This is a genomic window from Sessilibacter sp. MAH3 (genome assembly GCF_054658275.1).
On the sequence record NZ_BAAGIE010000003.1, the window covers coordinates 67,280 to 92,580 of the forward strand.

Here is a 25,301-nt window from a genome sequence, read left to right on the forward strand (position 1 = left end):
CTATACCAGCTGGCCTCTTTTCAAGAAAATTGCACTTATTATCCGAAACCAAGAGTTGTATTTTTCTTATTAATTTTTAATTTTCAGGAGCGTTTATAATCGAGACCGTTGATGTTTGACTTTCTACAGGTTTAAAGATCAAACCCGTTAGTTTTGCTTCTTCGATTGCAGCCTTAAATGTTTCAGTACAGTAAACGGCAGTTAGATTTTCTTCGGTTTTAAACAATAATTCCGAAAAGTGCTCGGCTCGTGGTGAAACAGATAAAATGTTCGCGTATTCATCTTCCAAACTATCGACCGTAACTCCTTTCGATTCAACAGTAACCAATGGATTAAAGAAAAACCCAGTTTTTAATTGGTTATTGTGTTCGTAAAATACCTCAATAAGTTCACCTGATGCTGAATCTTCAAAAAATGCTTTTAGAGTAGAACTTTTCTTTAAGCGTTCCAGTGCTTTATCACTAAAGAATAACTTGCCCATTAGGCCAGAGATGTCAGCTTGTAACAGATTACTACCTTCCGGTTCTAACTGAATTTTAACTTTCTTCCAATCGCCAACGTATTTTTTAGGGCCGGGATCACACAAGTAGAGTACTTGTTGAAAGATATAAGGCTCGTCACAATACTCATCCATTATTTTGTGGGGAGAGGGTTGAAGATAATTCGAGTAATCTAGTTGAACCTCATACAACATTGTTTTAACCTTTTTTGTTAGCACTAAATTGAGGGTTAGCTGCTAAAAACTGGGCGGTTTTATTACCGTCGTCATCGTATTCTATTGCTTCGATTCCTTTGTCGTCCAGATCAATAACCGCTTGAGCGTCCATGTTCTTAAACGTTTCGGAATTTTTAAAAATGAATTTTGGGTGAGCACAGGTCTCAAATCTAAATTGTATTATACGCAACTGAAGTTTCAAAGACTCTTCTGTCGGTGTATTGTTGGGGTTGATTTTTCTATTAATCCAGCCATTGATATAGGCTTCTTTGCCGAGATTCAGATGTGGTGCGCGCATAGTATGAGATTTTGCAACGGCATTGTTGTCGAGCGCAACTTTACTAGATGGTAACGCTACTCCATTTATTTCATCATCAATTCGTATTTTATGCATTGCTAAAACCAGTCTTGCTGGATAAGCCAGGACTTCTTTCCATGGCACTATGTGATGAGCGTGGCATCCATCTGGTACAGGAATACCTACTTTATTTAAATTATTACGAAGTTTACTTGGTTTACCTTTTTCGGATGATAATTCACGAGTTGACATTTGACCAGCTTGCGCTCGGAACTTTTTTAAACTTTGATTTGCAATTCGATCTTCTAATTTGGCGATCAATTTAATATGGTTGTACAAGATGGATATGTTTTTAGAATCTTCAGGTTTGATATTTTGAGCTTTTTTTAAAAATTGTTGAATAATATGATTCAGTACCTGCCTAGGTTGAAAGCTTGTCATTTCAATTGCTCCATCAATTATCGGTAATCCGGTAATGTCACAAATATTTTCCAGTAAAAGTGTGAACTAATTATCGGTTAATGGAATCGTGAGAATGGCGAATGTAAAATAATTTGCACTGTATATTTTTAATTATATTGGAAGTTATCTGTAATAACTTTTATTTGAAATTTACCGTGTAAAACTGAAAGGTCGGTAGGCTAAATATAATTTAGGAGGCTTAAACTGGAAGATTATGTATTTTTAGATATAGAAGCGAGCGGTTTGAATTTTGATTCTTATCCCATTTAAGTCGCACTGGTGAAAGGGGGTATAAATAAATCTTGGTTAATAAAACCCGAATCGAATTGGACGTATTGGAGTGTACAAGCAGAAAGTCTTCACGGAATTAAACGCGAAACGCTACTGCAAGAGGGTATTGACGCAGGTATTGTGGTTGATGAAATTAATGCATTTTTAGCCGACGAATTTGTGGTTTATAGCGACGCACCGCAGTGGGATGATGATTGGATTAATATTTTGTATTCCGCTGTAGGTAAAACCAAATCGTTTTATGTTCACTCCGTGTATGAATTAATGAGTGAACAAGAAAAGCTTAGTTTTGAGAGTTATCGGCAACAGTTTGTTGAAGCCAAAGAGTTTAATTTGCACCGTGCCAAAGACGATGCCTTAATGCTTAGCAAGGCTTATCGGTTATTAAGATCAAATAATTAAATCGGTTTAAATTTATGAAGTGCACGTCCATGTGCTTAGTAAATTCCGTTTATCTGTAATAAAAGAACTCGATTAAATTATTATTCAACGATTTTTTGTTTAAAAAGTTCTTGGTTAAACATTCTTTGATTAAACAAACGCGTACACAACACCCACAATAATAAATACGGCGCTGGCAACAAAGCGGGTAATTTTAAGTGGAATGCGTTGCATTAGATATTCGCCTGCAAATACTACCGGTACGTTGGCGAGTAGCATGCCAAGGGTTGTACCCATGGTCACCCACAATACGGATTCGAATTGTGCACCAAGCAATACGGTAGCAATTTGGGTTTTATCACCAATTTCGGCCAAAAAGAATAATACGGTTGAGGCCACAAAGGCGCCGTATTTTTGCATGGCAGAATCTTCGCTGTCGTCTTTATCGGGCACCAATAACCACAAACCCAATGCGATAAAGCTACCGGCAACCAGCCACTGGCCTATATTACTTTGCAAGTATTGAGCGATAAAATCGCCAAACCAAGCAGAAACGCCGTGGTTTAGTAGTGTCGCGACTAATATACCAAGAATGATTGCCCACTTGTTGCGAAACTTAGCAGCTAAAAACAGCGAGAGGAGTTGGGTTTTATCACCGATTTCGGCCAGTGCCACGGTGGTGCTGGAGATTAGAAAGGCGTCCATAAAAAGCTCCGGTGGGATACAAAAACATAAGGTAAACAACGACCTCCCACCAATGGAGTCGTTACTTACCTTAGGTCTTGTCAATGCCGGTATGGGCACGATGCAGCCATAAGCCATTGTGGGCTCAAGTATGTTGACTGCCTCTCTCTGCTGTGGGTTTGGTATCAAAAACACCGGTATCACTTTATGTGATTAACCCTAACTACGAGAAGACTACTCCCCCAAGGAGGACGCCATTTTATAAAACTTGAGCCGAATTGCAAGTTAGGCGTTTATTTTATTACGAAATTGCGCAAAATAAGATCTGGCAAATTTGATGGTAAAATCAGAAGCTCCTCAGGAAAGCTCAGAACGAATTGAAATTACAAAGGTATGGTGTGTATAAATTAGAAGAAGCTTTACAAAAAGCTTTACACAAAGAAAAACAACTGCGTGTGGTCGGTTTTGACGATGCTCCCTTTCAAAAAGCGCGAGGTTCTGTAGTTAATCTTTCGGGAATTATTTGTTCGAATACACGTTTTGAAGGTATGTTATGGGGAGAATTAGAAAAAGACGGTACTAATGCAACCGAGGTGTTAATTGAATTACTCACCAATAGTAAATTTTATTCGCAGCTACACCTAGTGCTAACCGATGGTATTGCTTTTGATGGTTTTAATATTATCGATTTACCTAAATTAAGCATCGCGCTTAATTTACCTTGCATTGCTGTTATGCGAAAAATGCCCAATTTAACGGCCATTAATGACGCTTTAAAAAACTTTGATGATTATACAAGCCGTTACGAATTGGTTTTAAAGGCAGGTGAAATTTATCAACACGACGCCTTTTATTTTCAATGTGCAGGTTGCAGCAGCGACACTGCCGCAAGAGCACTTATAAAGCTAACCCATACCGGTAACGTGCCAGAAGCCCTGCGCTTGGCTCATTTGATAGGCTCGGCCGTAAAAACCGGTCAAAGCGGTAAACGTGCTTAATTATTGCGAAGAAAAAATTGGCAGCCTCTAACTAGACATTAAATAGGCCAGTCCGAGGCTGATGAATTATTCAGGAATTCCTAAGACAAGTTCGGCTACTGCTCTTCGCCAAACATATCTTGATTGTTAGAGCTTTTCGAAGCTGGTGCATTTACCTTAGGATTTTCAATGGTTAATGGTTTTTTATTGTCTTTGGTTTCTTCGAGCGATTCGTCGGCAGCGATAAAGTCTACTTCTAGTTCGGCTTTTTCAACAAAATAACTGGGTAGTTCCGCTTTAATGGCGGGCGCTAAATTTTTGAATTCACCAACCTGTTTTACTAAGTTCCCTTTACCGCTAATTAACTGGTTTTCTGCTTTACCATAAGCTTCGGCGGCGGTGTCTATGCCTTTTTTAATTTTCTCAAAGCTAGCTAAAAATGTATTAAGCTTTTTAAAGACACCTTCTGCCTTGTTGGCAAGCGCTGCGGTGTGTTTATTTTGATCTTCGTAACGCCACAGTTGGCGCACAATATTTAAGCTTGTTAATAGCGTTGTTGGTGTGGCGACCAGTACGTTGTTTTCAATGGCTTGTTGGAACAGTGTTTCGTCGGATTTTAGCGCCTCAACAAATGCCGATTCTATGGGTATAAACATAAATACCATTTCTGGTGAGTTTAAACCTGGTAATTTGTAATAGTCGCGGTCAGCTAATTCTTTTATGCGATCAGCCACGGCTTGAACATGTTCTTTTAACGCTTGTGTGCGTTCTAAATCGTCTTCGGCATTTACAAAACGTGTGTAGGCGTTTAACGACACTTTGGCGTCAATAATTAAATGTTTATCTTGTGGTAAATACACAATAACGTCGGGTCTGCGCTTACCTTCTTCGGTTTTAATGCTCACTTCGTGTTGGTAATCTTTACCCAGTTGCAAACCACTGCGATCCAGCACGTTTTCTAATACCAGTTCACCCCAGTTGCCTTGTAGTTTTTTTTGGCCCCGTAATGCGGTAGAAAGCTCGTGTGCTTCTGTGGTGATTTTTTGGTTTAATTCTTTAAGTTGTTGCAGCTCTTTGCGTAATAAACCTTGCTGTTCTGAATCTCGGTGATGAATTTCTTGAACTTCTTTTTTAAAGCTATCAATCGATTGCTGAAATGGATTCATTACCGCGTGTAGCGAAATTTTGCTGTTTTCTTGTAAGGCCTTGGTCTTAGCATCCAAAATCTCGTTAGATAACAGTTTAAATTGCTCCGCTAGACTATTTTTTTGTTTCTCAAAATTCTCTAGTTCGCGTTTATGGCTAGCTTCGCGTTCGTTTTGCTCCGTTGCTAATTTATCGTACTGGCTTTGCAAGTGTTGGTACTTGCCTAAAAGAGCGTCGTATTTTTCTTGTGCTTGCAGTACTGCATTTTTATATTCAGTGATTTGTTTACTAATTTCTTCTTCGCGACTCTCAATGGCGCGTAATTTTTTACCCTCGGTCGCTAAGGCATCTTTTAATTGATTAATAACGTCTCTGGCTTCGCGTTGATCTTTTAAGGTTTCATTGTGACGTTGTTGTAGCTCAACGACTTGTGCTTCAACAGATTTTTTTTCGGCTAAACTGGTTTGAAGTTGTTTTTCGGTGTTGTGGTGATTTTGTTGCCACTGGGCAAGTTGCGCTTCGTATTGAGTGATTTTATCGTTTAGGTTTGCGCGTTCAGTGCTAAGTTGTTGCTCAACAAATTTGGCGGCATTTAAGCGTTCTTGCAGTTGGCCTTCGGTAATTTTTAAGCCTTGCAGTTCTTGCTGCGCTGCACGTAATTCTTGTTCCCGTGCTTGGTGTTGTTCGGTGAGTAACATCAACTGACGGTTACTTTGTTCGTAATCACTTACCGCGCTGGCGAGCTTCTTCGATTGTTTTAACAGTACGATTAATAACCATGCGCAAGTCAGCAATAACAACACGGTTATCGCAAAAAAATACACATTTGGGCTCCCGGCTAGGGTTTCCATACTAACTCCACAGTTTTCTTACATAAAAGCGCATTGTTGAGCGCATTTGGGGTTATTTCAAGCTGAATTTCGACTAACTTCTTATCGACGCTGCCAAGCCTACAAGGCGTATCAATGCAGACATTGTAGCCTTTTGAAGGAGCGATTCATAATCGGTTAAAGGTTGCGTTTAATGAAACGTCTTTTGCCGAGGAATTGAAAGACGTTAGAGAGCTGGACGGGTTATGTGGAGAGGTTTTTGGATTAGGAATTAAATAACATGTGGATTTATAAACATTTCGCCTCACGTATAGGAGGCTCTGATTAACTCATCCCTGATTTAATCGAGCTTATAATACAACATTAAACCAGGGATTATTAAATCAGTTTTGGCGAGTTGCTTGTTTCATTTGTCGAACATAATAGCTAATCGATTCGATAATTTCGGCTTTCGATTGAAATACATCAATGTATTTAATCACCGAAGAGCCACTGATAACACCGTCTAGTTGAGCCTGTTTTGCCTGCAAAATTTGCGCGGGCGTGCTTACGCCAAAACCCAACAACAAAGGCGTTTTGGTGATGGATTTAATTTTTTCGATAAACTCCTGCTTAGGCATGGTTGCAGCGAGTTCGGCGCCGGTGACTCCGGGGCGCGACATTAAATAAAAGTACGCACATTGTTGACCGGCAATTTTTTCTAAGCTGGTCAAATCAATGTTAGGTGGAATCATAAATACCGGCGCAATGTGATGTTTATTGGCGCTGTTTAAATAGGGTTCTGCCTCGTGAATAGGTACATCGGCTACTAAAATAGAGTCCACGCCGGAGCTTTTTGCCATCTGGTAGAATTGATCTAGCCCGGTTTTAAAAACAAGGTTCGCATACACCAATAGGCCAATTGCAATGTTTGGGTTTAAGGCGCGAATGCTTTCAATGATGTGAAAACATTGTTGCGTATTGATGTGATGTTTAAGTGCGCGAAGATTTGCCTGTTGTATAACCGGGCCGTCGGCTAGAGGGTCTGAGAACGGAATTCCCAATTCTAGCGCATCGCAGCCTTCATCAATTAATGCCTGAATAATGTGTAACGAGGTTTCATAGTTTGGATCACCTAGCGTTACAAAAGGCACAAATGCGAGTTCGTTATTATGTTTTAAACGCTGGAAAACCTCATCGTAGCGATTACGCATGTTGAATACTCCCAGATTCGAGAATTTTTTGTACCGTAAAAATATCCTTGTCGCCGCGGCCGGAAATGTTCACGATTATTATCGTATCAGTGGTACATTTTTTCGCGACCTTTAGCGCATAAGCAAGTGCATGAGAAGATTCCAGTGCTGGAATAATACCTTCTTTTTCGGCCAATAGTTGAAAGGCTGCGATGGCTTCTTTGTCGGTAGCACTTACGTACTCTGCGCGTTTAATGTCGCGAAGATAGGCGTGTTCCGGGCCGATGGAGGGAAAATCCAAACCGGCAGAAACCGAATAAGATTCAAGAATTTGTCCGTCGGAATTTTGCAAAACCGGTGCTTTCATGCCGAACATAATACCGGTAGAACCTTTCATAATGGCAGCACCGTGATGATTAGTATCTACACCTAATCCAGCCGGTTCAACGCCAATTAATTGTACGGATTTATCCGCTAAAAAATCGGCAAATATGCCAATTGCGTTTGAACCTCCACCCACACAGGCAATAACTTGGTCTGGCAGTCGTCCCGCCTGTTTGATAATTTGTTGGCGGGCCTCTTTACCAATAATTCGCTGGAATTCGCGCACAATGGTGGGGTAGGGATGTGGCCCGGCCGCGGTGCCTAATAAATAGTGTGAATCTTCGTAGGAACCTATCCAATCTCTAAAGGCACTGTTGCAGGCGTCTTTTAAGGTGGCTGATCCGCTGGTTACGGGAATGATTTCTGCATCCATTAATTTCATGCGAAAAACATTGGGGCTTTGTCGTTCTATGTCTTTTGCGCCCATATGAACGCGGCACTTTAAATTTAATAACGCGCAGGCGAGTGCCGTAGCAACACCGTGTTGACCAGCACCAGTTTCAGCAATAATAGATGTTTTACCCATGCGTTTGGCGAGTAGGGCCTGCGCCAATACTTGATTGGTTTTGTGAGCGCCGCCATGCAATAGATCTTCGCGCTTTAGATAAATTTTTGCGGGTGTATTTTCCGCTAGGTTTTTACACAAGGTTAATGGCGTTGGTCTACCGGCATATTCACTTAATAGGGTGCTAAGTTCTTGATTAAATGCTGGGTCTTCTACGGCTTCTATAAAGGCCTGTTCTAAATCAAGCAGTACCGGCATTAAAATTTGCGGTACAAACATACCGCCGTAGTCGCCAAAATAAGGGTTTATCAGAGGTAACATTAACGCAAAGCCCCGTGTTGAGAAATTGGATAGGTTCCATACAATAAATTATCGCAGGCGTTTTCTAAGTCTGGTTGCATCATCAAATGACTGCCAATAAGAAAGCCATTAGCGTGGGCGCTTAGCTTGCAAATATCTTGATAATCCGTAATGCCTGATTCAGAAATTATGGCGCTGCGATGATCTATATGTTGGGAAAGTTCGACGGTTTTATTGATATCAGTTTGCAGTGTTCTTAAATCACGATTGTTTATGCCGACAATTTTGGGTTTCAGTATTTTTGCACGTTCTAATTCGTCGAAATTACTGATTTCTGTAATGATCTCCAAACCTAATTGATCGGCTAGGGCATGCAAACGCCGATATTGATCATCCGATAAAATTGAAAGCATCAGCAGAATCGCATCCGCGCCTAGAAGCGCGGCCAGTTTTATTTGATATTCATCGATGATGAAATCTTTGCACAAAATAGGTAAGCGTGTTAACGATCTTGCCGCGGCTAAATTGTGAAAGCTGCCGTGGAAATATTCTTCGTCGGTTAATACAGAGATTACACCGGCGTGTTTGTTGTATATGTTAATGATATCCGGTAGGTGAAAGTGTTGGCGAATAATACCTTTTGAAGGGCTTGCCTTTTTACACTCCAAAATAAAAGTAGGGTTGGGTTTTTTGAGGGCGTCAAAAATTTTAAAAGACAGCCTTTTAGGTTTTGGATCTATAAATCCATAGCTCGATTTTAGCTGTTTTACGTGTTCTCGTTTTGAAAATACAATTTTTAATAACGTGTTTTTACCGTTCATAATTTTTCCAAAAACTAAAAGTTAATGATTTTACCGCGTTCAAAACTAATCAGTAACTAAGCCTCAGTTGCTAGAGATTCTTGTTGTAAAAACGAATAAATCTAATCGTAGGCTCCAACGAGTTGTCTTAAGAACAGTTCCGGCTCACCGTTGTTAATGACGTCGAGCGCCGCACGTGTAGCTTGAGGCAGCGTTTTAAAAACTTTGGCGGCTACTAATAATAACCCGGCGTTAGCGGCAACTATTTGTTTAAATGTTAGATCTGCACTTCCGTTTAAAACTGCTTTTTCGGTGAGCACTATATTTTTGGGTTTGTTACAAATAATGGCGCTCCAAGGTTTTACCGATAAATTGACCGAGCTTGGTGTTAGATTGTGCTGCACCACTTTTTTTTGATTAATTTCGGTTATTTTGGTCGCGGCATGCAGTGAAAAACCTGAAACACCGGGACTATAGACAATGAACGCTCGCTCTATAGAAAAGGTGGAAAAGCACTCGGCAATAGGTTTAATTAAATTAGGATTGTCTATACAAATAAAATATACGTTTGCCCGTAGCGGATTATCCAGTATTGAGAAAATTCCTTCGATATAGTTTTGATGTTTGCTTGCGTGATTGACAATTTTTTGTTTGTAAACCTTTTTATGCCCCTTAGTTAAGACCGATTTCTCGCGTCTATTGTGCCGTTCGTGTAGAGAGTTTGAATGTATGTACCCAAACTTGAATTGGTTTAGACTACTAAGAGCATAATTAAATACAGAATTTTCAGTTAAGCGGTTTTCTAAAAAGCCCTTGTGCAATTGCTGGCCAATGTAACTGTGTTGATTTACTGTATAATCACGAATAAAAATATAGGCGCCTAAATAGGCGGCCACCAAACTTGCCGTTAACGTAATGTTAATGGTTTTATTGTTATGTTCGAAAACAGTAACTTCTACAATGGGATGTTTAACATCTTGAAAGCTAGCATTGTAGTTTTGTTGAGATAGCCACTGTTTTATGTTTGCAGCAAATTCTGGTTCTGTTTGTCCAGTAATTTTATTGGCGACGAGCATAATTGCTAATTCGTGAGGATCAATCTCGCCATTAAAAACACCGTGTAGTATCTCGTGGGATTCACTGGCACTTATATTTAAATGGTCTTCAAACAGCAACTTGAGCCATTGAGGATTCATGTTGCTCCAAAGTTAAATAATTAACGGTATTTTCAAGCAGTTTTTGCCCGTAGATAGTTAAGATCGATTCTGGGTGAAATTGAAATCCAACCACTTTCTTGGATTCGTTCGCAATGGCCATCACTAATGAATCTTGAGAAACCGCGATAATATCTAAATCGGGGGGAATCGCCGTGGCAACTAAGCTATGATATCTGGCCACCTTTATGGTGGACGATAAGCCTGAGAATATAGGATGAAAGCTGTGATAGATATCGCAGGCCTTGCCATGTACCACCATGGGTGCACGTTCAACTAAACCGCCAAAATGTTGCACCAATGCTTGATGACCTAAACAAATACCAATAATTGGTACCTTGCCAACCACCAAATTAATTAGCTCCGACATACAGCCGGCGGTTGTCGGGTTACCTGGGCCGGGGCTTAGCATCAGTAGGCGTTTTTCAGGTTCATCCAATAAATGTTCGGCTATTTTCGTTGCTGGCACATTATTACGAAATACAGTGACGTCGTGATTCATCAATTGTAATTGTGCGACCAGGTTGTAGGTAAATGAATCGAAATTATCCAATAAAATAATTTTCATACACCGCCTCCAGTTTTTATGGCATTGATAACAGCTTGCGCTTTGTGTCGCGTTTCATCCGTTTCAGACTGTGGGTCGGAGTCAAACACAACGCCCGCGCCTGCTTGAATACAGGCAATGTTGTTTTTAACAAAGGCGCTGCGAATTACGATGCAAGTATCCATGTTACCGTTGCTATCAAAATAACCAACAGCACCGCCGTAGCTGCCACGACGTTTATTTTCTACAATGCGAATAAGTTCTGCGGCGCGTATTTTTGGCGCGCCTACTAAGGTGCCCATATTCATGCAGGCTTGGTAAGCGTGAAGTGTATCGAGATCTAAATTTAAAGTGCCGGTGACTCGGCTTACCAGATGCATCACATGAGAATAGCGATCGACCTTGAGTAATTCAGGTACACAGCGTGTGCCAGGTTCGCTAATTCTGGCTACGTCGTTGCGGGCCAAATCCACCAGCATCATGTGTTCGGCGAGTTCTTTATTATCTTGTCTAAGTTCTAATTCAATGCGGCTGTCTAAATCAGAATTTAATTCGCCACTTTGGGTTTTACCGCGGGGTCGTGTTCCTGCAATTGGGTAAACCTCTATAACTCGGTTTGATGCTTGGTATTTTAAAGCGCTTTCGGGAGAGGCGCCGAACAAGACAAAATCACTGGTTTTGAGATAAAACATGTAGGGGCTGGGATTGGTGATTTTTAACATGTAGTAAGCATTAAACGTGTTATAACAAGGTACATAAAATGCTCTTGATGGAACCACCTGAAATACATCGCCAGCAATAATATTGTCTTTTAAGCGCTTAACCGTGTCGCTAAAGTCTGGGTCTGAAACATTGCTCTCTTCTACGCAATCGATAGATTTAATGCTTCGGTTATAGTGAATGTCTTGCTGACAAATCTCTTGGATATAAAGATTGCGATTATCAACAGTGGCATTATTTTCGATGTGTCCATTGTTTGGAAAAATATGCGATATTATTTTAGTGGTTTTATGCTGGTGATCGATAATAATTTGAGTTTCACTGACATAAAAAATGTAATCCGGGCAATCATTAAAATCAGTGTCTACCTGTGGTAAACGCTCAATATTACCAATTAAATCGTAAGCAAATACACCTGCGACCATTATGGGTTCTTCGCCATCTTCGATAGTTATGGCGTTTAAAAAAAATCGAAGTGGTTCAAAAACTGTTTTGTGCAGCAGGCGTTTTTCTTCATCTAAATTTGCGTCTGCGCGAGTAAACTCAAACCGTGCGGTTTTTTCAGTGGCTTCACTTAGGTAATCAACCAAGTAATCACACAAAGATTTTAATAAATTGTCGCCGTTGTTCGACAGGCTTACGACGCTGATAGTTAGGTCGTTGCAAGTTATTTTTAGTGCCGCATCTATAATGAGTATGCTTTTAAGCCGATCTTTACTGGTGACATCTGCCGATTCAAGCAGTACAGATTCTTGATTATCTTCTACAAGCGTTTGAAACACATCAAGTGGTTGTTCTTGATAATAACCGGTCCTTTCGATTGCTCGGGCCGTTAATTTTTTACTCGACAACCGGTTTATATCAAACATGTCGAATACCTTTATTTGTCTGTATTAATTTATATGTGTTTATCGATAGGAACCTCTGATTAACTCATCCATGATTTAATCAGAGTACAGAAATTGAAAATGTGATTTCCAATTTCTTCACAATTTCAATCACTTACCGTTCTTGAAATTGGCGACACATCCTTGTGTCGCGAGAAACTCTAGGTTAATCAGAGTTTCCGATAAACATTTATTTTTGTAGTGGCTATAGAAACTTTTGGTTAACTCATCCGTGAATAATTCAGAAGTCAGGAATTAAAAGTATAATTTCCAATCTCTATACAATTTCAACCACTTACAGCTCCTGAAACTAGCGATACATGTCATTGTCTCGGGAAGCTCTGGGTTAATCAGAGTTTTCTATAAACTGTTATAGAAAGCTTTTATTAATGTTAATTTTTTAGCTTATCACTGCGTATCATTATTAATTTGTACATCAAGTAATAATTTCTTCTTGGGCCTCGAATGGATCTTCTAGGGCCTCTAATGGATCTTCTAGGGCCCCTAATGGATATAGAAGCCTCTAACTAACCGCTCTACCAGTTGGTGTAAACATTAGTAGCACGTTATTAATGGTTGGTCGCTCTTTGCTCAAAAATCAAAGTAACTTGGATTTTGCGTCTTCTTTTTAGACTGAGGGTGCTTTTAGTGTGTGACATAAAAAATTTTTGTCACAGGTTGGTTTATGGTTGGGTCTAAATCAGTGTCCGGGCAGATACATAAATAGGTCGTGTGAGAAGTAACGGAGATAAAAAGATGAGTTTTTGCACATTCGGTACTTTTCATCGACTACAGAATAAAAATTATTGCTCAATATGGGAGTAGATCATGCTTCATAGCCTCTTCAAATATAATCATAACAACCATCAAAAAAATAAATCTAATAAAAACTTAATTGCAGTAGGGATTTTAGCGACACCGTTAATGTCGCTAAGTAGTGTTGCAGCACCATCGATAGAATCTCTTGCTTTTGAAGATATACGCGAGCGTTTCGCACCTAATTTTGAGATGTCTGGATCATCATTTATGCCGGGCATGGGATTTATCGATTTTGATAACGACACTTGGATTGATATTTACGTATCTAATGGTTTTGGCAAACCCAATGCGTTATATAAAAATTTGGGCAATGGCCGTTACGTTGATGTAGCGGCAGCAGCAGGTGTTGATAGCCTTGGTTTTACTACCGGTGTTGCCGTTGGTGATGTGAACAACGACGGCTTTGACGATCTTTACGTTGCATCTATGTCGGTGCTAGGCGACGGTGTAGCGCAGGCTAACGGCCCAGATGCGCTTTATATCAACAATGGAGATGGTACCTTTCGCGATGTTTATGCTCAGTCGGGTATTGCGGAATCCGACACCAGTACGTCTGTAGGTTTTGTCGATATCGATAACGACGGATTTCTCGATATTGTAGTTGGCCGATTTATCGATTTTGACGTGTTCGACCGCCAAGCTAATCGCACCAATCCAACCGTGCGCAGTCATCTTTATCGCAATAATGGCGACTTAACCTTTACCGACGTAACCGAGCAGGCCGGTATTGGTGAAGACTTTTTAACGTGGTCGATCGCAAATTTCGATTTCGATAACGACGGCGATACAGACATTATTTTGGGTCACGAACAAGGGCCTATTTCAATATTCAGTAATGATGGTTTGGGCCATTTTACGCAAATTGAAAATACCGGTGACCTACATAATTACGGTGCTTGGATGGGACTTTCCGTTGGTGATTACAACAACGACGGCCTTCAAGATCTTTATGCGTCAAACATCAGTGATTTGTGGGTAACACGCGATCCTAGTCGGCCAGAAATATTTGTGCCACCGCCAGAAACCTGGGACATTCCTTGGCCAACCTTATTTAGAAATAACGGTGACGGTACCTTTACCGATGTTGGCGAAGAGGCCGGAGTGAAAATTCCTACGGAATTCTCTTGGGGTACTTTTTTTACCGATATTAACAACGATGGCTGGCAAGATATTTATTTAGCGCAAAACCTTGCTCCGGTTGGAGTTATTGGTGATGGCCCTAATGGCGCAGGCCCCGGACGGTTGTTCCTTAACCAAGGTGACGGAACTTTTATTGATGTCTCTGAGGCGTCGGGTGCTGCCAATGTTGATGCCAATGGCGCATGGTTAGATGCACGTGGTACTGCAAAAGCCGATGTGAACAAAGACGGAAAAATGGATTTTTATGTGGTGAATACGCCGCAATATCCGGTCGGTAATTTAACGGATGCTATTCCCGGAACTGGTATTGGCCATTTATTTGTAAACACTAGCACATCAAGCAACAATTGGTTGCAGCTGCGGTTAATTGGTCAAAATGGCAATAACCTAAATGCTGTTGGCGCAAAAGTAGAACTTGTTACTCTCAATAAAAAATCAACCTTACCTACGCAATATCAACAAGTCGTTGGTGGAACCAGTGTGTATTCAGCCAATGAGCGCTTATTACATTTTGGTTTGGCAGATACCAAGCGAGCAGCGTTAAAAATTACTTGGCCGAACGGTAAAATACAGTTGGTAAAACGTGTGAAAGCGAATCAAAGAATTACCGTAGTTGAAGGTTGTGACAAGCCTATATCGGAAGCCAAATTAGAAAAATTTAGTAATTATCAACAAGCCATAAGCCTGCTTTGTCGATAAAAGTATTGGTTACAGAAATTTAAGATATTTTTAATTGTTGTAAATAAATTTATATAAATACGTGCATTTATGTACGTATTTATGATGTTAACTGCTGAGGAGTAAATTATGTACAAACTTTATCATTTTCCATATTCACAACACGGTCGTCGCGTAGTTTCTTTGCTAGAAGAAGCGGGCATTCCTTATGAAATTAGAAGTGTGGCAATGATGGAAGGCGAACATATGTCACCGGAATTTCTAAAAATTAACCCCAATCACCAAATTCCTATTTTAGAAGACGGCGATTTTAGACTGACTGAATCAAATGCTATTTTGCGTTTTATTTGCAACGAGCATAATCTTACCCAATGGTACCCAACCGACGCTAAACTTCGAGCAAAAGTAGACCAATGGTTAGACTGGAACCAAACTCGATTGGCGCCAACCGTTACCGATATCGTATTAAACAAAGTGTTTTTTGCACCCAATGGTGATCAACAGGCCATTGAGCGCGGCGAAAAAAATCTTCCTGAATTACTCAGTATTCTAGAAGGCGCTTTGTCTAACTCCGATTACTTGGTCGGTAATCGTCCAACCATCGCAGATCTATCTGTTGCCTCAAACCTTTTCCATCTGGGTTTTGCAGAAGTAAAACCAACCGGAAAAACAGAAGAGTGGTACCGTCGTATTTTTGATATTCAAGGCTTTCAAAAATCACTACCACCTAAAATGTAACAAAACCGGCGCAAGCCGGTTTTATCTTTTCGTCGATACGTCCTACCTTTTTAAAGGTATATCTACAGTAAATCTTCATATTCTGGAAAATTACTGCTTTTGTAGAAATGGCTTAATATCGCTTTGATTGGTAAGTGTTTTAGTTCTGCTGTTTTTAGAATTTAGGTTCATAGAGTGATGTTGATACATATTTGCCAACAATGGGATGGTCGGAAAATGCTGAAGGAAAATAATTGACAGTATATTTTGACCAGTTGGTGGATAACTCTCCGGTGTAAGTTGCTAATAGATGTACGGAGATTAAATCTTTTTTATCTTCTGCCCAGTCTCCCGATGAATAGATATTTAGAGCTTCTTTGTTATCAAATATTCGTGCAGAAAATTTTTTCGATCCTATTTTCTGAGAAATTGAGTTAATAATTAGTTGCACAGTGTCTACCACTTCACCCTTGTCGGCTCCCAATTCATCAATGAGAACTAAGTAACTAGGTGAACCGTCAAACCTTTTGCTATTGTTTTCGATCAGTAAATACGACTCTTGAGCAAAACTTATTTGAGCTGAGAAGATGAATAATAATGCAATGATGATTTTCATTTTTTATCCTGGTTATGTTTAAAATCTAGTGAAGATGAGTTTGGGTTGTAAAAATTTTTTCCCAATTTATTTAATTTATGTTCTTGGAATATGGTGTGGAATATTTGTCTGAATAACTCTGGTACCATTTGAGAATGCTTAGTGGTTATATTTTTCTAAATTAATTGCTTGTAATATTATAAGTCGCACAAAATCATTTCTACTGGTAATCTAGCCCGGTCTTTCTAGTAGGCTAATCCGGTTAAGTTGATTTTGAGGAAAGTGTCTCTTTGAAGTGTTTACGAGAGGAATGGGTAAAGCTTCTCATCCGAAATTTTCGTTGGCGCCAATAGTTGAGTCGTAATTTTTAATGGAATGAGAGGCGCCAAGTTTAAAGTTATCGAATTTTCTGATGGATAGGTGAAGAGGGTTCTTTTTTAGAAACTGCTTGAGTGTTTTGTGAGTTGTTTTTCTTGAATTAATAATGCACAAGTTGATTCGTTATTTGTGTACACTAAATTTTTATAAAGAAGCCATTGGTAACTCAGTTCTTTGCATTCAACGTATCCGCTTTTTGATATAAGTTTGTTCACCATAAAATGGGCGGCAATTGGAAATACGAACATAAACACGGCTGCGAAAATAAAAGTTCGTGTCGCCCATTTTGATTGCGTTGCTGATAACTCAACTTTTTTTATATTTTGATAAGAACCCAGTAGAGTTAACAGCAACAATATAATTCCGGCGCCTAAGGCGTACATGGCTCCCTTACTAAAATACACAGTCTCATCGTTGTAACTAACGGAGTGGAGAGTGCTATAAGCACTAGCGAAAAACCATGAAAGTGACGCAATAGTTAAAACAACAAAAAATAAAAAACTTGATATTCTAGTAACTATTGATCCATTATTTTTGTACGTCATTTAAAATGCTCTCGGCTTCCCAGATAAGAACTTGTTGAGTTGATGCTTAGCCCCATCAATAAGAATAATTTTTGCTGAATCAACTGCATAGTCAATGATTTTAGCAGCAACAGCGCTTGTTTTGTCAAATATGTCTTGTTTTGTTTGTTTTATTTTAGATTCAATATCCTGGTTTAATTCATCCAAACCTAGAATTACTCTGTCAGTTATGCCATATCGACTGTCTATTTCACCCAATGCCATTGAGGCTACTACACCCACGGCGATTACTGCTATCATTGGACCAATCGCCAAAGTCACCCCAAATCCTACTAAGGCAGATGCTGTTACAATGGATGCACCAGTGGCCAAACCAACTTTAACGACATCGGTTGCTAAAGAACCAATAAGCTGGCTTAACGTTGCCTTATCTGTCAAGAAATAGTCTGCTATTCGATAAGCAGTTAATAAGACGATCGATAAAATCCCGCCAGACTTTGCCGCATGTATAGCTCCTGCTTTTCCTAACCCCATAGTAATCACTTTAGGATTCTTGATTCCGTACTTCGTGCTTGTTAGTACTTTTCGTAAGCCTGCGTGACCTTTTATTACGATGTGAGGTTTTCCACCATAATTTTTAACGTAGGTTTTTGTTGTAAACCCGCCAAGGTCACCTATGAGTTTGCTTAGAGTTCTCAAGTCATCTGCTGAGGCGTACCAACTTGCTCCGGCCTCGGCTTTGCCTTTTATTTTCTGCCAAACATTTTTAATTTTCGGTAAATTCCTTTTAGCGGAAGATCTTACAATGGCGTCCATTTCCTCAATTGATACAACGAATATTTCATGTTGATCTGATTTCATTTGTTGTTTTAACGCCTTCTTTTCTTGCTCTGAGATCATTTCCATGCACTCCTTTGAATGAGTTTATGATAAGTAGTACTGCTATTTTCGAAAAATTGTTGGATCGAAACGATTGATATCTGGATTGCTGATTTATAATCTAGCTGCGCATCAATTTCGATTAAAACCGTAGTAGATATTTTCTTTGAAAAATTATTAAGCATCTACGATTAGTTTGCCTATAAAGTAAGACTAACGTTTTCAGTATTAAAGTTGCAAGGTTCATATATTTCTTGAGAGGCGAAATAATGGGAGTTACTTCTCAAATTTGTATCGAGATTTTTAATTCGATTGTTATGGTCTTCGTAACTGCATATAAGATCCATAAAGTAGGTGGCTTTTTAATGATTATATGAGAATTAATTATATTTTTTACGCTTTAAACCCGATGATATGTTCGGTGCTTGAATAACTGAGTTCGTCACGTTTTTTTTCTGAAACTAAAGTATTAATCTCCAAAGGTCTTCGTGTCATTTAACCAGCTGGTTTAAATGAATCTCCGCATTTGGTCTTGTTTGTGGTATTTTTGTCTCTTAAAGGTACCTTGGATGGTTCTTATATTGCCTATTCATAGTTTTATGCGTTAGATCGCAATTGGTTACGTATTTTTTATTGGGGTATTTTTATTTATATGGTAAGTGAGCTTCGTTTTGTCGATTTAGATGTGGTCAACAAAAAACGTTTAAAAGATTTGTTAAATAAAAAAAATATTCGTACTCATTTGATGGGTCACGATGAATTTACCGATAGCAGTTTGCAGGAATGGATTGATGGTAAACAGCAGGTTAATGCGCAACCGGGTTGTCGTGTGCAGGCGGTTTTGGTTGAAGGGCAGCTGGCGGGTTGGTGTGGTATTCAGTTGGAGAATGGTAATCCTGAAATAGCCATTGTTATTGATCAGAAGTTTTGGGGATTGGGCCGCAGAATTTTTGAGCAGCTAATGAATTGGGCAGAGGAGTTCAAACATGAGTTCGTTTTTATTCACTTTTTGGAGACGCGCCCCGAGTACCGGTTTTTGAAAAAAATCTCGGAGTCTGTTTATGAAACAACTTTATACAACCATAAGTTTATGACCTATAAAATTCCTGTCAAAAGATAGGTTTTTGATTTTGTTTGGCGCTGTTACATTTTGCTTTTGCAGGTAACGGCGTTTTATTGGATTAAATTCGTGTGCGCTCGTTTTTTGTTTTTATTATCTTTGATAATGCGGTGTGAATGATCAGAGATTCTGTAGAGCATTGGTTTGTATCGTCTGTTTTATTCGTTCTTTTATTTCATCTTCTTCATCTCACTTTCTTCATCAGATCTTCATCCCATCTTCTTCACATGATCTTTTTGTACTCTTTCTAAATTTCAATGTTTGATCGTAAATTGACTAAGTGAATACTTACTATAAAAACTTTGATTAATTCTTCCCTGATTTAACGAGAGTGCAAAAGTTAAAATGCGATATTCAATCTGTTTACCATGTTAATTGCTTATTTTTTCTGAAGTTGGCAACGCGTTCCTACATTGCTAGAAGTTTTAAGGACAATCAATATGTCTTAGTCGTGTATCTAAAATCGCGTCGGTGCAAGTGTAGTGGTCGAAGGGTTAGTTGTTAAAAATATTTCTCATCTTTATTTATCTGTGTGATGCTGACTTTATAAGTTTGTGTTTTTTATAAGTTGTGACTGTTTGTTTTGTCAGTAATGAATTTTTTGGCAATGTGAATTGTTGTGGTGAATTGATATAAATTTTTTTGCGAAAATAAAATGCTTGTGAGCGTGAGGTTTCAACTTTTTTAAAGTGATTTTTTGGGTTCGTGGATAGCTGTTACTTATGCTAGGCTGCTTGATTTTGTTTTGTGTATTAGCGGTAATGAGATGCCGATTTCTAATGGGTTGATTTAATTTTTAAATTAAACCAAAAAATATTCTGCGAGATTTTTTCGGTTGTTCGTTTACTTCTGAACAATGTTCCGTCTGAGTAATGTTTTTCAAGACAGTTTTTGTGAAAAATAAATATTGTGGTGCTTTGATGCTGCTGTTTTTGTAACCGCCTGTTTGTTATTTGGGTTATTAGCCAATTCTTTCGGTGTAAACGCTCAGAGTTAATTCGCTTTTTTATCTTTAATGTTTTTTATTTGCTGATTTTCGCGCCAAACGTAACGCATTACCTTTTGTAATGTGGGTGGTTTTATACGTGTTCAATTTTTGAATAAAAATATACAGCGTATTGGAAATTTTTTTTCAGGAGAGTTCGTTGCATTTATTAAATGCAACGATATTTATAGTAGTTGTATTAAATAATAAAAACTAAATTTTTATAACCTTGGTTGTAAATTACCGTGCATTAATCTGTATTATCTGTTTGGAGATTACTCTTAAAATGTTAAACCATAAAAGCAAAGTTGCGGCACTTGGTGCTGGCTGTGTGCTTTTAGCATCTGCGGTTGGTCAAGCCTTCGCAGCTGATGCAAAAGCGTCCACAAATGAGTGGGTACAGTCCGGGGATTATCAAATGATGGTTCGTCAACCTGTTCAGTTCGATCGCACTTCTGAGCGTTTGGATGAATTATTGTTGAAGATGCCAAAAGTACAAAAATCAGCAACTCCACGTCCTAGCCGTGAAGTTCCTAACAAATTTAACGCTCGCACTCCGGTTTCTGCATCAGCTGCAAGCGCTAACTATGTTGACCCAATGGCTGGCGTTGCGCCAACGCCTTTAACACCAACTGGCGGTGTTAGCGTTCCTGGTCCTGGCAGCGACGACAACGCCAACGTTTTAGGCTTCCGCATTGCTCCGCCTGACGTTACTGGTGACGTTGGTCGTGAGTTTGTGGTTTCTTACACAAACTTGGTTTGGACTTACTACAACAAATCCGGCGCCGTAGTTGGCGGTCCTTTCCCTGGCAATAGCTTCTGGGCAGGTTTCGGCGGTCGTTGTGAATCCGATAACAGCGGTGACCCAATCGTAATTTACGATCACTTGGCAGACCGTTGGGTGTTCAGCCAATTCGCGGTTGACCAAGCTCCGTTCTTACAATGTTTCGCCATTTCTGAGACTAATGATCCGGCCGGTCCTTACACTCGTTACGCCTATGAAATCGTTCCTGGCGACTTTAACGACTATCCAAAAATTGGTCTTTGGAGTGACGGCGCAGGTCAAAGTGCTTACCACGCGACCTTCCGTCAATTCACCAACGGTGCAACCTTTGGTGGTATCGATGCGGTAGCGTTTGATCGTGATGCCATGCTTGCTGGCGATCCAAATGCATCATTTGTTGTGTTCCGCATTAACACTAACGCTAACCCAGACGGCATTCAGCCAGCTCACATTGATGGCGGTGCTCCAGCACCTACCGGAAGCTGTGGTCTATACGGCGCCGCTCTTGAAAGTCGACGTACCGACGGTTACCTATTCTGGGAATTCTGTACCGATTGGGATAACCCAGCGAACTCTACCTTCGATGCTAAGCCATTATTGTCGCAAGGTGTTCCAAGCTGGCGTGGTGTTGGTTCTGCGTCTCAGCCTGCTCCTGGTAGCTCGCTAGACAGCCTAGACAACTTCACCATGTACCGTTTCTCTACGCGTAACTTCCCAGGTCAAGGCATGAAAGGTGTTTTAACTCACACCATTAACGCTGGTCAAAACGTTGCGGGTATGCGTTGGGCGACCTTTGATATCAGTAATCCTGATGCGATCTCTGTAGACGATACTGGTACCCTTGGCCCAGGCGACGGCATTCACCGTTGGATGGGTGCGGCGACTTTCGACCAAGTTGGTAACATTGGTTTAGCCTACACTGCATCAAGCAACTCTTTGTTCCCATCTGTTCGCTTCACCGGTCGTGAAACTACTGACCCTGCTGGTACCCTTCAGCAAGAAGCAACGTGTGTGGACGGAACTGGTGTACAAACTGGCGTAAGCCGTTGGGGTGATTACTCGACTACTGCGGTTGACCCAGTTGATCAATGTACTTTCTGGACTTTCCAAGAATACGTTGAGCTAACCGGTAACTTCCAATGGAACACCCGTGTATGTAGCTTCAGCTTCCCATCTTGTACCAGCGCCGCTGCTCCTGCTGCGTCTGAAGTGGTTGCTGCTGAATAATTTAATCTCGAATTAAATTATGCAAATAAAAAGCCCGGCAGAAATGTCGGGCTTTTTTTATTTACATCTATCGAAAAACAATAGCGTAACTATTTTTAAGTAGATTTTTATACGAAGGCTTTTTTATCGAAGGCTTTTTTTAACCGAGGATTTAATTGGCGCCAGATTTAAAAGGAGACTCCAATTTATAGGAGTCCCCCACGTAATTTTACTTGGTGTATTTTGCATACACGTAAGGAACCATAACCGCTAACTGACCGCGATCGAGTTTAATTTCAAAATACTTTTCTACATCTTTATAAGTATCTTCTGGGTCTTGATCTAAGGCGAAAACTTTTTGGAAAAATTCGCCAATGCCGGCTGAATTATCAAAGTGGAAAGCCACGTCGAATTCGGCAATTTCGGTGCTCGATGCTTTAGCGAAACGGCCAATATTGAGAAGGCGAGAATACGATGGGAATAATGCTTGGTGACCTGTTTCAGTAATATTATCAACAACTTCGTCAAAATAGCGTTGAATACTGGAGTTATCGGCGAAGTCACCCATACAAAAATAGCCACCGGGTTTTAATTTACTCATAGCATTTTGCGTAATGCCAATTTGGTCTTCCATGTGATGCCAGCCGCCTAGCGAAACCGCTTTATCACAACTGTTGTCGGCTACCACACCGGTATCGGTAATGTAACGAATGTGATCGAAGCGTTTATTTTTTTCGCGATTTAAATGCAGTGTGCGTGGTGCAATGTCCTGCGCAAATAAAGTGCCTTTTAAATTAAGCGCTGCAATTTTTTGTGTTAAAAATCCAGTGCCTGCTGATATTTCTAAAATTACATCCTTCGGTTGAACATCAAGTGTTTCCATTAACCAGTCGCCGTCTTTACGAGCATCTGGATAGGTTGCAATGGCGTATTCGTAAGATTGAGCGATAATGTTAAAACGTGAGTCATCGATTGCAGTTTGCATGTTTATCTCCAAGAATTAAGTAGGCAAATTTAATTAAAAACTTTAAATAGTAATGAGTAAAAAAATTAAATAGAGAAGGGTCGAACGGTTTAAAAAAATTTAATTAGGTGCAGGCGACTACCTCGCCTTTGCGATTGTCTTGCAAAAAATAAATATCGGCATCGTTATTGTTGTCAATAATTCCCGGTACTTGAAACCCATAAACAACTAAAGATACATCCCCCGCTTCTAAACCGTGTGGTGTGCCGGGCGGAATATTAATAATGGAGTGTTTTTGAATGGGTCGACGAGATTCGCCAATCAGAGCAAATCCACTGCCTTCTATTACCAAAATAATAGCGTGGCCTTTTTTGTGAATGTGAGGATCGAGCACTCGGTGCGGTTCGATAACAACATATTCGCAACCTACGCCGTCCATGCCAGAGCCATCCAGAATACGATGCATAACAAAGCCTTCTAAACTGAGTTTTGGGCTCTCATCAATGGAGCGAATATTCCATTGGCTTTCTGTTTGACGCTCGGGTGCAACCATAATTTAACTCCTTAAAAATTGTGCAGACGATTTTTAAATTGATTGAGCGCTTTAATTGAAGCTCTACCCACACACGCTCGTACGCCTTGAGTATGTCCACTGTGAAAGCTGCTGAGCGGTAGCACTGTTATGCCTAAATTCAGTAGCTTCAGTGTAAGCTCAAACGATGTATAGTTTTTGTGATAAAAGCACACGTAAAAGCCATCATTGGGTAAGTATATTGAATGAGCTGGGTTTAAATGATTTACGTTAGTGAGCGGTATTACTTTATGATTTGCTAGCGGCGGCTTTTGTTCTAATAATGTAAATCCACTTGCTGTTAGTAACTTTTTAAAAAATTTAGATCGAGTTGAGTAGCGGTTTAGCTCTAGCTCAATATTAATTTCTCGATTGTTAATCTTCTTTAATGTATCGGCAACGGCGTGTTGTGCGCTATGAGGTGCACCCGCGGTGGTGTTAAAAATAAATGTCGCGCAGGCTTTTTGAATAGATTGTGTTGAAAATAAATGCTCTAAATCGGGATAGATTTCGTGTTGTAGCCCATCGGATATACCAATTAAACCAATACGCTCACCGGCATAACTCAGTATTTTTGAGCTGCTAAAAACCATTAAATATTTAGACGTAAATTGGCCAATGGAAGGAATTTTAAAAATATTGCCATTGTCTTGAGTGAGCATGCCCAGATAAGTCATGTCTTCAATGGGTGTTACCTGGTATTTTTCGCAAAGTTGTGCAATGGCTGATAATTCTTTTGGCGATAAAATGCTCCATAAAGGATTGCTTGGGCTTGCCCACACAATTGCTGCTATTTTATGTTGTGCAAAGTGTTCCTGTATTTGTTCAACGAGTTCGTTATCGCGATAGAATGTAGTATCGATGCATAGAATTTTTTTACCTAATGATTTCCCTTGGCTTAGCATGGGCGGGTAACCCGGTGTTAAATATAAAATTGAATCTTTATTATTATGAATGCCACTGGCTAAGGCCTGCGCAACATACAATGCTTGGGTGCCGCCGCAGGTTGCAAAAAGATTATTTTTAGTGAAGCGCAGATGGGTGCGGTCATTAATAAATACCGACATTTCTCTGCGTAAAGACTCTGTGCCAATATGCGGTGGGTATGCCCTAGCGGTAATGCCATTAGAAATATTTGATTTTTGTACATCTATGCAATTGGGTAGAGTTCTTAAGCCAGGAACACCGAAATCCATGCGAATAAATTGCGCACCGGTTGTATTTTCTAAGTGATCGATGGCTTGCCAGAAGTCTTCTACATTAAAGTTTTTAGGGTCTAAATTTAGCGATTTAAAACTGAAGGATGATAAGTTCGCGTCTGATTTTTTCTGCACGAGTGTGTTATTAGCTACCGTCATTATTATCGTTCTCCAATTTTTTGGAGGTTTATTGGTTTAGTAGCTTAGACTCGTTCATGATATTTTCTGTGACAGAAAATTTTTTAACTAATACTCCGATTCAATTTGTGCCAATGAATTTTTAAATTTTAAAATAATCGTAATAAGCTGGGTATTTAATGGCTAATTTTGAAATTTGCTTTTTGATATAAGTTAAATATTTCATTGTGTTGGTCAGGCGATCAATTTTTGAGTATGGCCGGTATTTTATAGCTATGATGGTTACACGTA

At 39.7% G+C, this 25,301-nt stretch carries 22 protein-coding genes; 6 read left to right on the forward strand and 16 right to left on the reverse strand.

Annotated features, from left to right (window positions below):
• Nucleotides 1-76: 76 nt before the first annotated feature.
• Together ACYQ2C_RS03045 and ACYQ2C_RS03050 are read right to left on the reverse strand one after the other, a co-directional pair.
• On the reverse strand, nucleotides 77-694 hold the full coding sequence (locus ACYQ2C_RS03045; RefSeq protein ID WP_460050007.1) for a hypothetical protein: 618 nt from the start codon (nucleotides 692-694) through the stop codon (nucleotides 77-79).
• 4 nt (nucleotides 695-698) lie between these two features.
• Nucleotides 699-1,454, reverse strand: coding sequence for an AHH domain-containing protein (locus ACYQ2C_RS03050; RefSeq protein ID WP_460050005.1), 756 nt, complete (start codon nucleotides 1,452-1,454; stop codon nucleotides 699-701).
• Between the two features lie 300 nt (nucleotides 1,455-1,754).
• Here ACYQ2C_RS03050 and ACYQ2C_RS03055 point away from each other — a divergent pair, with 300 nt between their 5' ends.
• Nucleotides 1,755-2,168, forward strand: coding sequence for a hypothetical protein (locus ACYQ2C_RS03055; protein WP_460102166.1), 414 nt, complete (start codon nucleotides 1,755-1,757; stop codon nucleotides 2,166-2,168).
• Between the two features lie 129 nt (nucleotides 2,169-2,297).
• Here ACYQ2C_RS03055 and ACYQ2C_RS03060 read toward each other — a convergent pair whose 3' ends face one another.
• Nucleotides 2,298-2,852, reverse strand: a complete 555-nt coding sequence (locus ACYQ2C_RS03060) for a TMEM165/GDT1 family protein (protein ID WP_460102164.1) — start codon at nucleotides 2,850-2,852, stop codon at nucleotides 2,298-2,300.
• A 377-nt stretch (nucleotides 2,853-3,229) separates the two neighbouring features.
• Here ACYQ2C_RS03060 and ACYQ2C_RS03065 point away from each other — a divergent pair, with 377 nt between their 5' ends.
• On the forward strand, nucleotides 3,230-3,829 hold the full coding sequence (locus tag ACYQ2C_RS03065; RefSeq protein WP_460102162.1) for an endonuclease dU: 600 nt from the start codon (nucleotides 3,230-3,232) through the stop codon (nucleotides 3,827-3,829).
• 95 nt (nucleotides 3,830-3,924) lie between these two features.
• On the opposite strand, the gene ACYQ2C_RS03070 is transcribed toward ACYQ2C_RS03065, so the two are convergent.
• The 7 genes from ACYQ2C_RS03070 to ACYQ2C_RS03100 form a co-directional block, all read right to left on the reverse strand.
• Entirely contained in the window at nucleotides 3,925-5,805 is a 1,881-nt protein-coding gene (locus ACYQ2C_RS03070; protein ID WP_460102160.1) for a DNA recombination protein RmuC, read from the reverse strand.
• 362 nt (nucleotides 5,806-6,167) lie between these two features.
• Nucleotides 6,168-6,977: a tryptophan synthase subunit alpha gene (gene trpA / locus ACYQ2C_RS03075; protein WP_460102157.1), complete on the reverse strand. Its 810-nt coding sequence runs from the start codon at nucleotides 6,975-6,977 to the stop codon at nucleotides 6,168-6,170.
• Nucleotides 6,970-8,166, reverse strand: coding sequence for a tryptophan synthase subunit beta (trpB, locus tag ACYQ2C_RS03080; protein ID WP_460102154.1), 1,197 nt, complete (start codon nucleotides 8,164-8,166; stop codon nucleotides 6,970-6,972). Before trpB ends, trpA begins: the two co-directional genes overlap by 8 nt.
• On the reverse strand, nucleotides 8,166-8,966 hold the full coding sequence (trpC, locus tag ACYQ2C_RS03085; protein WP_460102152.1) for an indole-3-glycerol phosphate synthase TrpC: 801 nt from the start codon (nucleotides 8,964-8,966) through the stop codon (nucleotides 8,166-8,168). Before trpC ends, trpB begins: the two co-directional genes overlap by 1 nt.
• 101 nt (nucleotides 8,967-9,067) lie before the next feature.
• Nucleotides 9,068-10,141 (reverse strand): hypothetical protein, encoded by a 1,074-nt coding sequence (locus ACYQ2C_RS03090; RefSeq protein WP_460102149.1) that lies wholly within the window; start codon nucleotides 10,139-10,141, stop codon nucleotides 9,068-9,070.
• Nucleotides 10,110-10,727, reverse strand: a complete 618-nt coding sequence (locus ACYQ2C_RS03095) for an aminodeoxychorismate/anthranilate synthase component II (protein WP_460102147.1) — start codon at nucleotides 10,725-10,727, stop codon at nucleotides 10,110-10,112. The genes ACYQ2C_RS03090 and ACYQ2C_RS03095 overlap by 32 nt, the downstream gene beginning before the upstream one ends.
• Complete coding sequence (locus ACYQ2C_RS03100; RefSeq protein ID WP_460102145.1) at nucleotides 10,724-12,295, reverse strand: anthranilate synthase component 1; 1,572 nt, start codon at nucleotides 12,293-12,295, stop codon at nucleotides 10,724-10,726. The genes ACYQ2C_RS03095 and ACYQ2C_RS03100 overlap by 4 nt, the downstream gene beginning before the upstream one ends.
• An 846-nt stretch (nucleotides 12,296-13,141) precedes the next feature.
• Between ACYQ2C_RS03100 and ACYQ2C_RS03105 the strand changes: the two genes are divergently transcribed.
• Both ACYQ2C_RS03105 and ACYQ2C_RS03110 read left to right on the forward strand, forming a co-directional pair.
• A complete protein-coding gene (locus ACYQ2C_RS03105; RefSeq protein WP_460102143.1) occupies nucleotides 13,142-14,971 on the forward strand; it encodes a CRTAC1 family protein in 1,830 nt (609 codons plus the stop codon).
• 108 nt (nucleotides 14,972-15,079) lie between these two features.
• On the forward strand, nucleotides 15,080-15,688 hold the full coding sequence (locus ACYQ2C_RS03110) for a glutathione S-transferase family protein (RefSeq protein WP_460102141.1): 609 nt from the start codon (nucleotides 15,080-15,082) through the stop codon (nucleotides 15,686-15,688).
• 154 nt (nucleotides 15,689-15,842) lie between these two features.
• Here the strand turns inward: ACYQ2C_RS03110 and ACYQ2C_RS03115 are convergent, their stop codons facing one another.
• The 3 genes from ACYQ2C_RS03115 to ACYQ2C_RS03125 form a co-directional block, all read right to left on the reverse strand.
• Nucleotides 15,843-16,283 carry a hypothetical protein gene (locus ACYQ2C_RS03115; RefSeq protein WP_460102139.1) on the reverse strand — a complete coding sequence of 147 codons (441 nt, stop codon included), beginning with the start codon at nucleotides 16,281-16,283 and terminating at the stop codon, nucleotides 15,843-15,845.
• 416 nt (nucleotides 16,284-16,699) lie between these two features.
• Nucleotides 16,700-17,185: a hypothetical protein gene (locus tag ACYQ2C_RS03120; RefSeq protein WP_460102137.1), complete on the reverse strand. Its 486-nt coding sequence runs from the start codon at nucleotides 17,183-17,185 to the stop codon at nucleotides 16,700-16,702.
• Nucleotides 17,186-18,064 (reverse strand): hypothetical protein, encoded by an 879-nt coding sequence (locus tag ACYQ2C_RS03125; RefSeq protein WP_460102135.1) that lies wholly within the window; start codon nucleotides 18,062-18,064, stop codon nucleotides 17,186-17,188.
• A gap of 631 nt (nucleotides 18,065-18,695) precedes the next feature.
• Here ACYQ2C_RS03125 and ACYQ2C_RS03130 point away from each other — a divergent pair.
• Together ACYQ2C_RS03130 and ACYQ2C_RS03135 are read left to right on the forward strand one after the other, a co-directional pair.
• Nucleotides 18,696-19,163, forward strand: a complete 468-nt coding sequence (locus tag ACYQ2C_RS03130) for a GNAT family N-acetyltransferase (RefSeq protein ID WP_460102133.1) — start codon at nucleotides 18,696-18,698, stop codon at nucleotides 19,161-19,163.
• Nucleotides 19,164-20,434: 1,271 nt separating this feature from the next.
• The gene (locus ACYQ2C_RS03135) at nucleotides 20,435-22,159 is read left to right on the forward strand and encodes a hypothetical protein (RefSeq protein ID WP_460049966.1); all 1,725 of its coding nucleotides are present in this window, start codon (nucleotides 20,435-20,437) and stop codon (nucleotides 22,157-22,159) included.
• Nucleotides 22,160-22,367: 208 nt separating this feature from the next.
• Here the strand turns inward: ACYQ2C_RS03135 and ACYQ2C_RS03140 are convergent, their stop codons facing one another.
• The 3 genes from ACYQ2C_RS03140 to ACYQ2C_RS03150 all read right to left on the reverse strand — a co-directional run bounded on the left by ACYQ2C_RS03140 (nucleotide 22,368) and on the right by ACYQ2C_RS03150 (nucleotide 25,031).
• A complete protein-coding gene (locus ACYQ2C_RS03140) occupies nucleotides 22,368-23,123 on the reverse strand; it encodes a class I SAM-dependent methyltransferase (protein WP_460049964.1) in 756 nt (251 codons plus the stop codon).
• 103 nt (nucleotides 23,124-23,226) lie between these two features.
• Nucleotides 23,227-23,655: a cupin domain-containing protein gene (locus ACYQ2C_RS03145; protein ID WP_460049962.1), complete on the reverse strand. Its 429-nt coding sequence runs from the start codon at nucleotides 23,653-23,655 to the stop codon at nucleotides 23,227-23,229.
• 11 nt (nucleotides 23,656-23,666) lie between these two features.
• The gene (locus tag ACYQ2C_RS03150) at nucleotides 23,667-25,031 is read right to left on the reverse strand and encodes a pyridoxal phosphate-dependent aminotransferase (protein ID WP_460102130.1); all 1,365 of its coding nucleotides are present in this window, start codon (nucleotides 25,029-25,031) and stop codon (nucleotides 23,667-23,669) included.
• Nucleotides 25,032-25,301 lie beyond the last annotated feature (270 nt).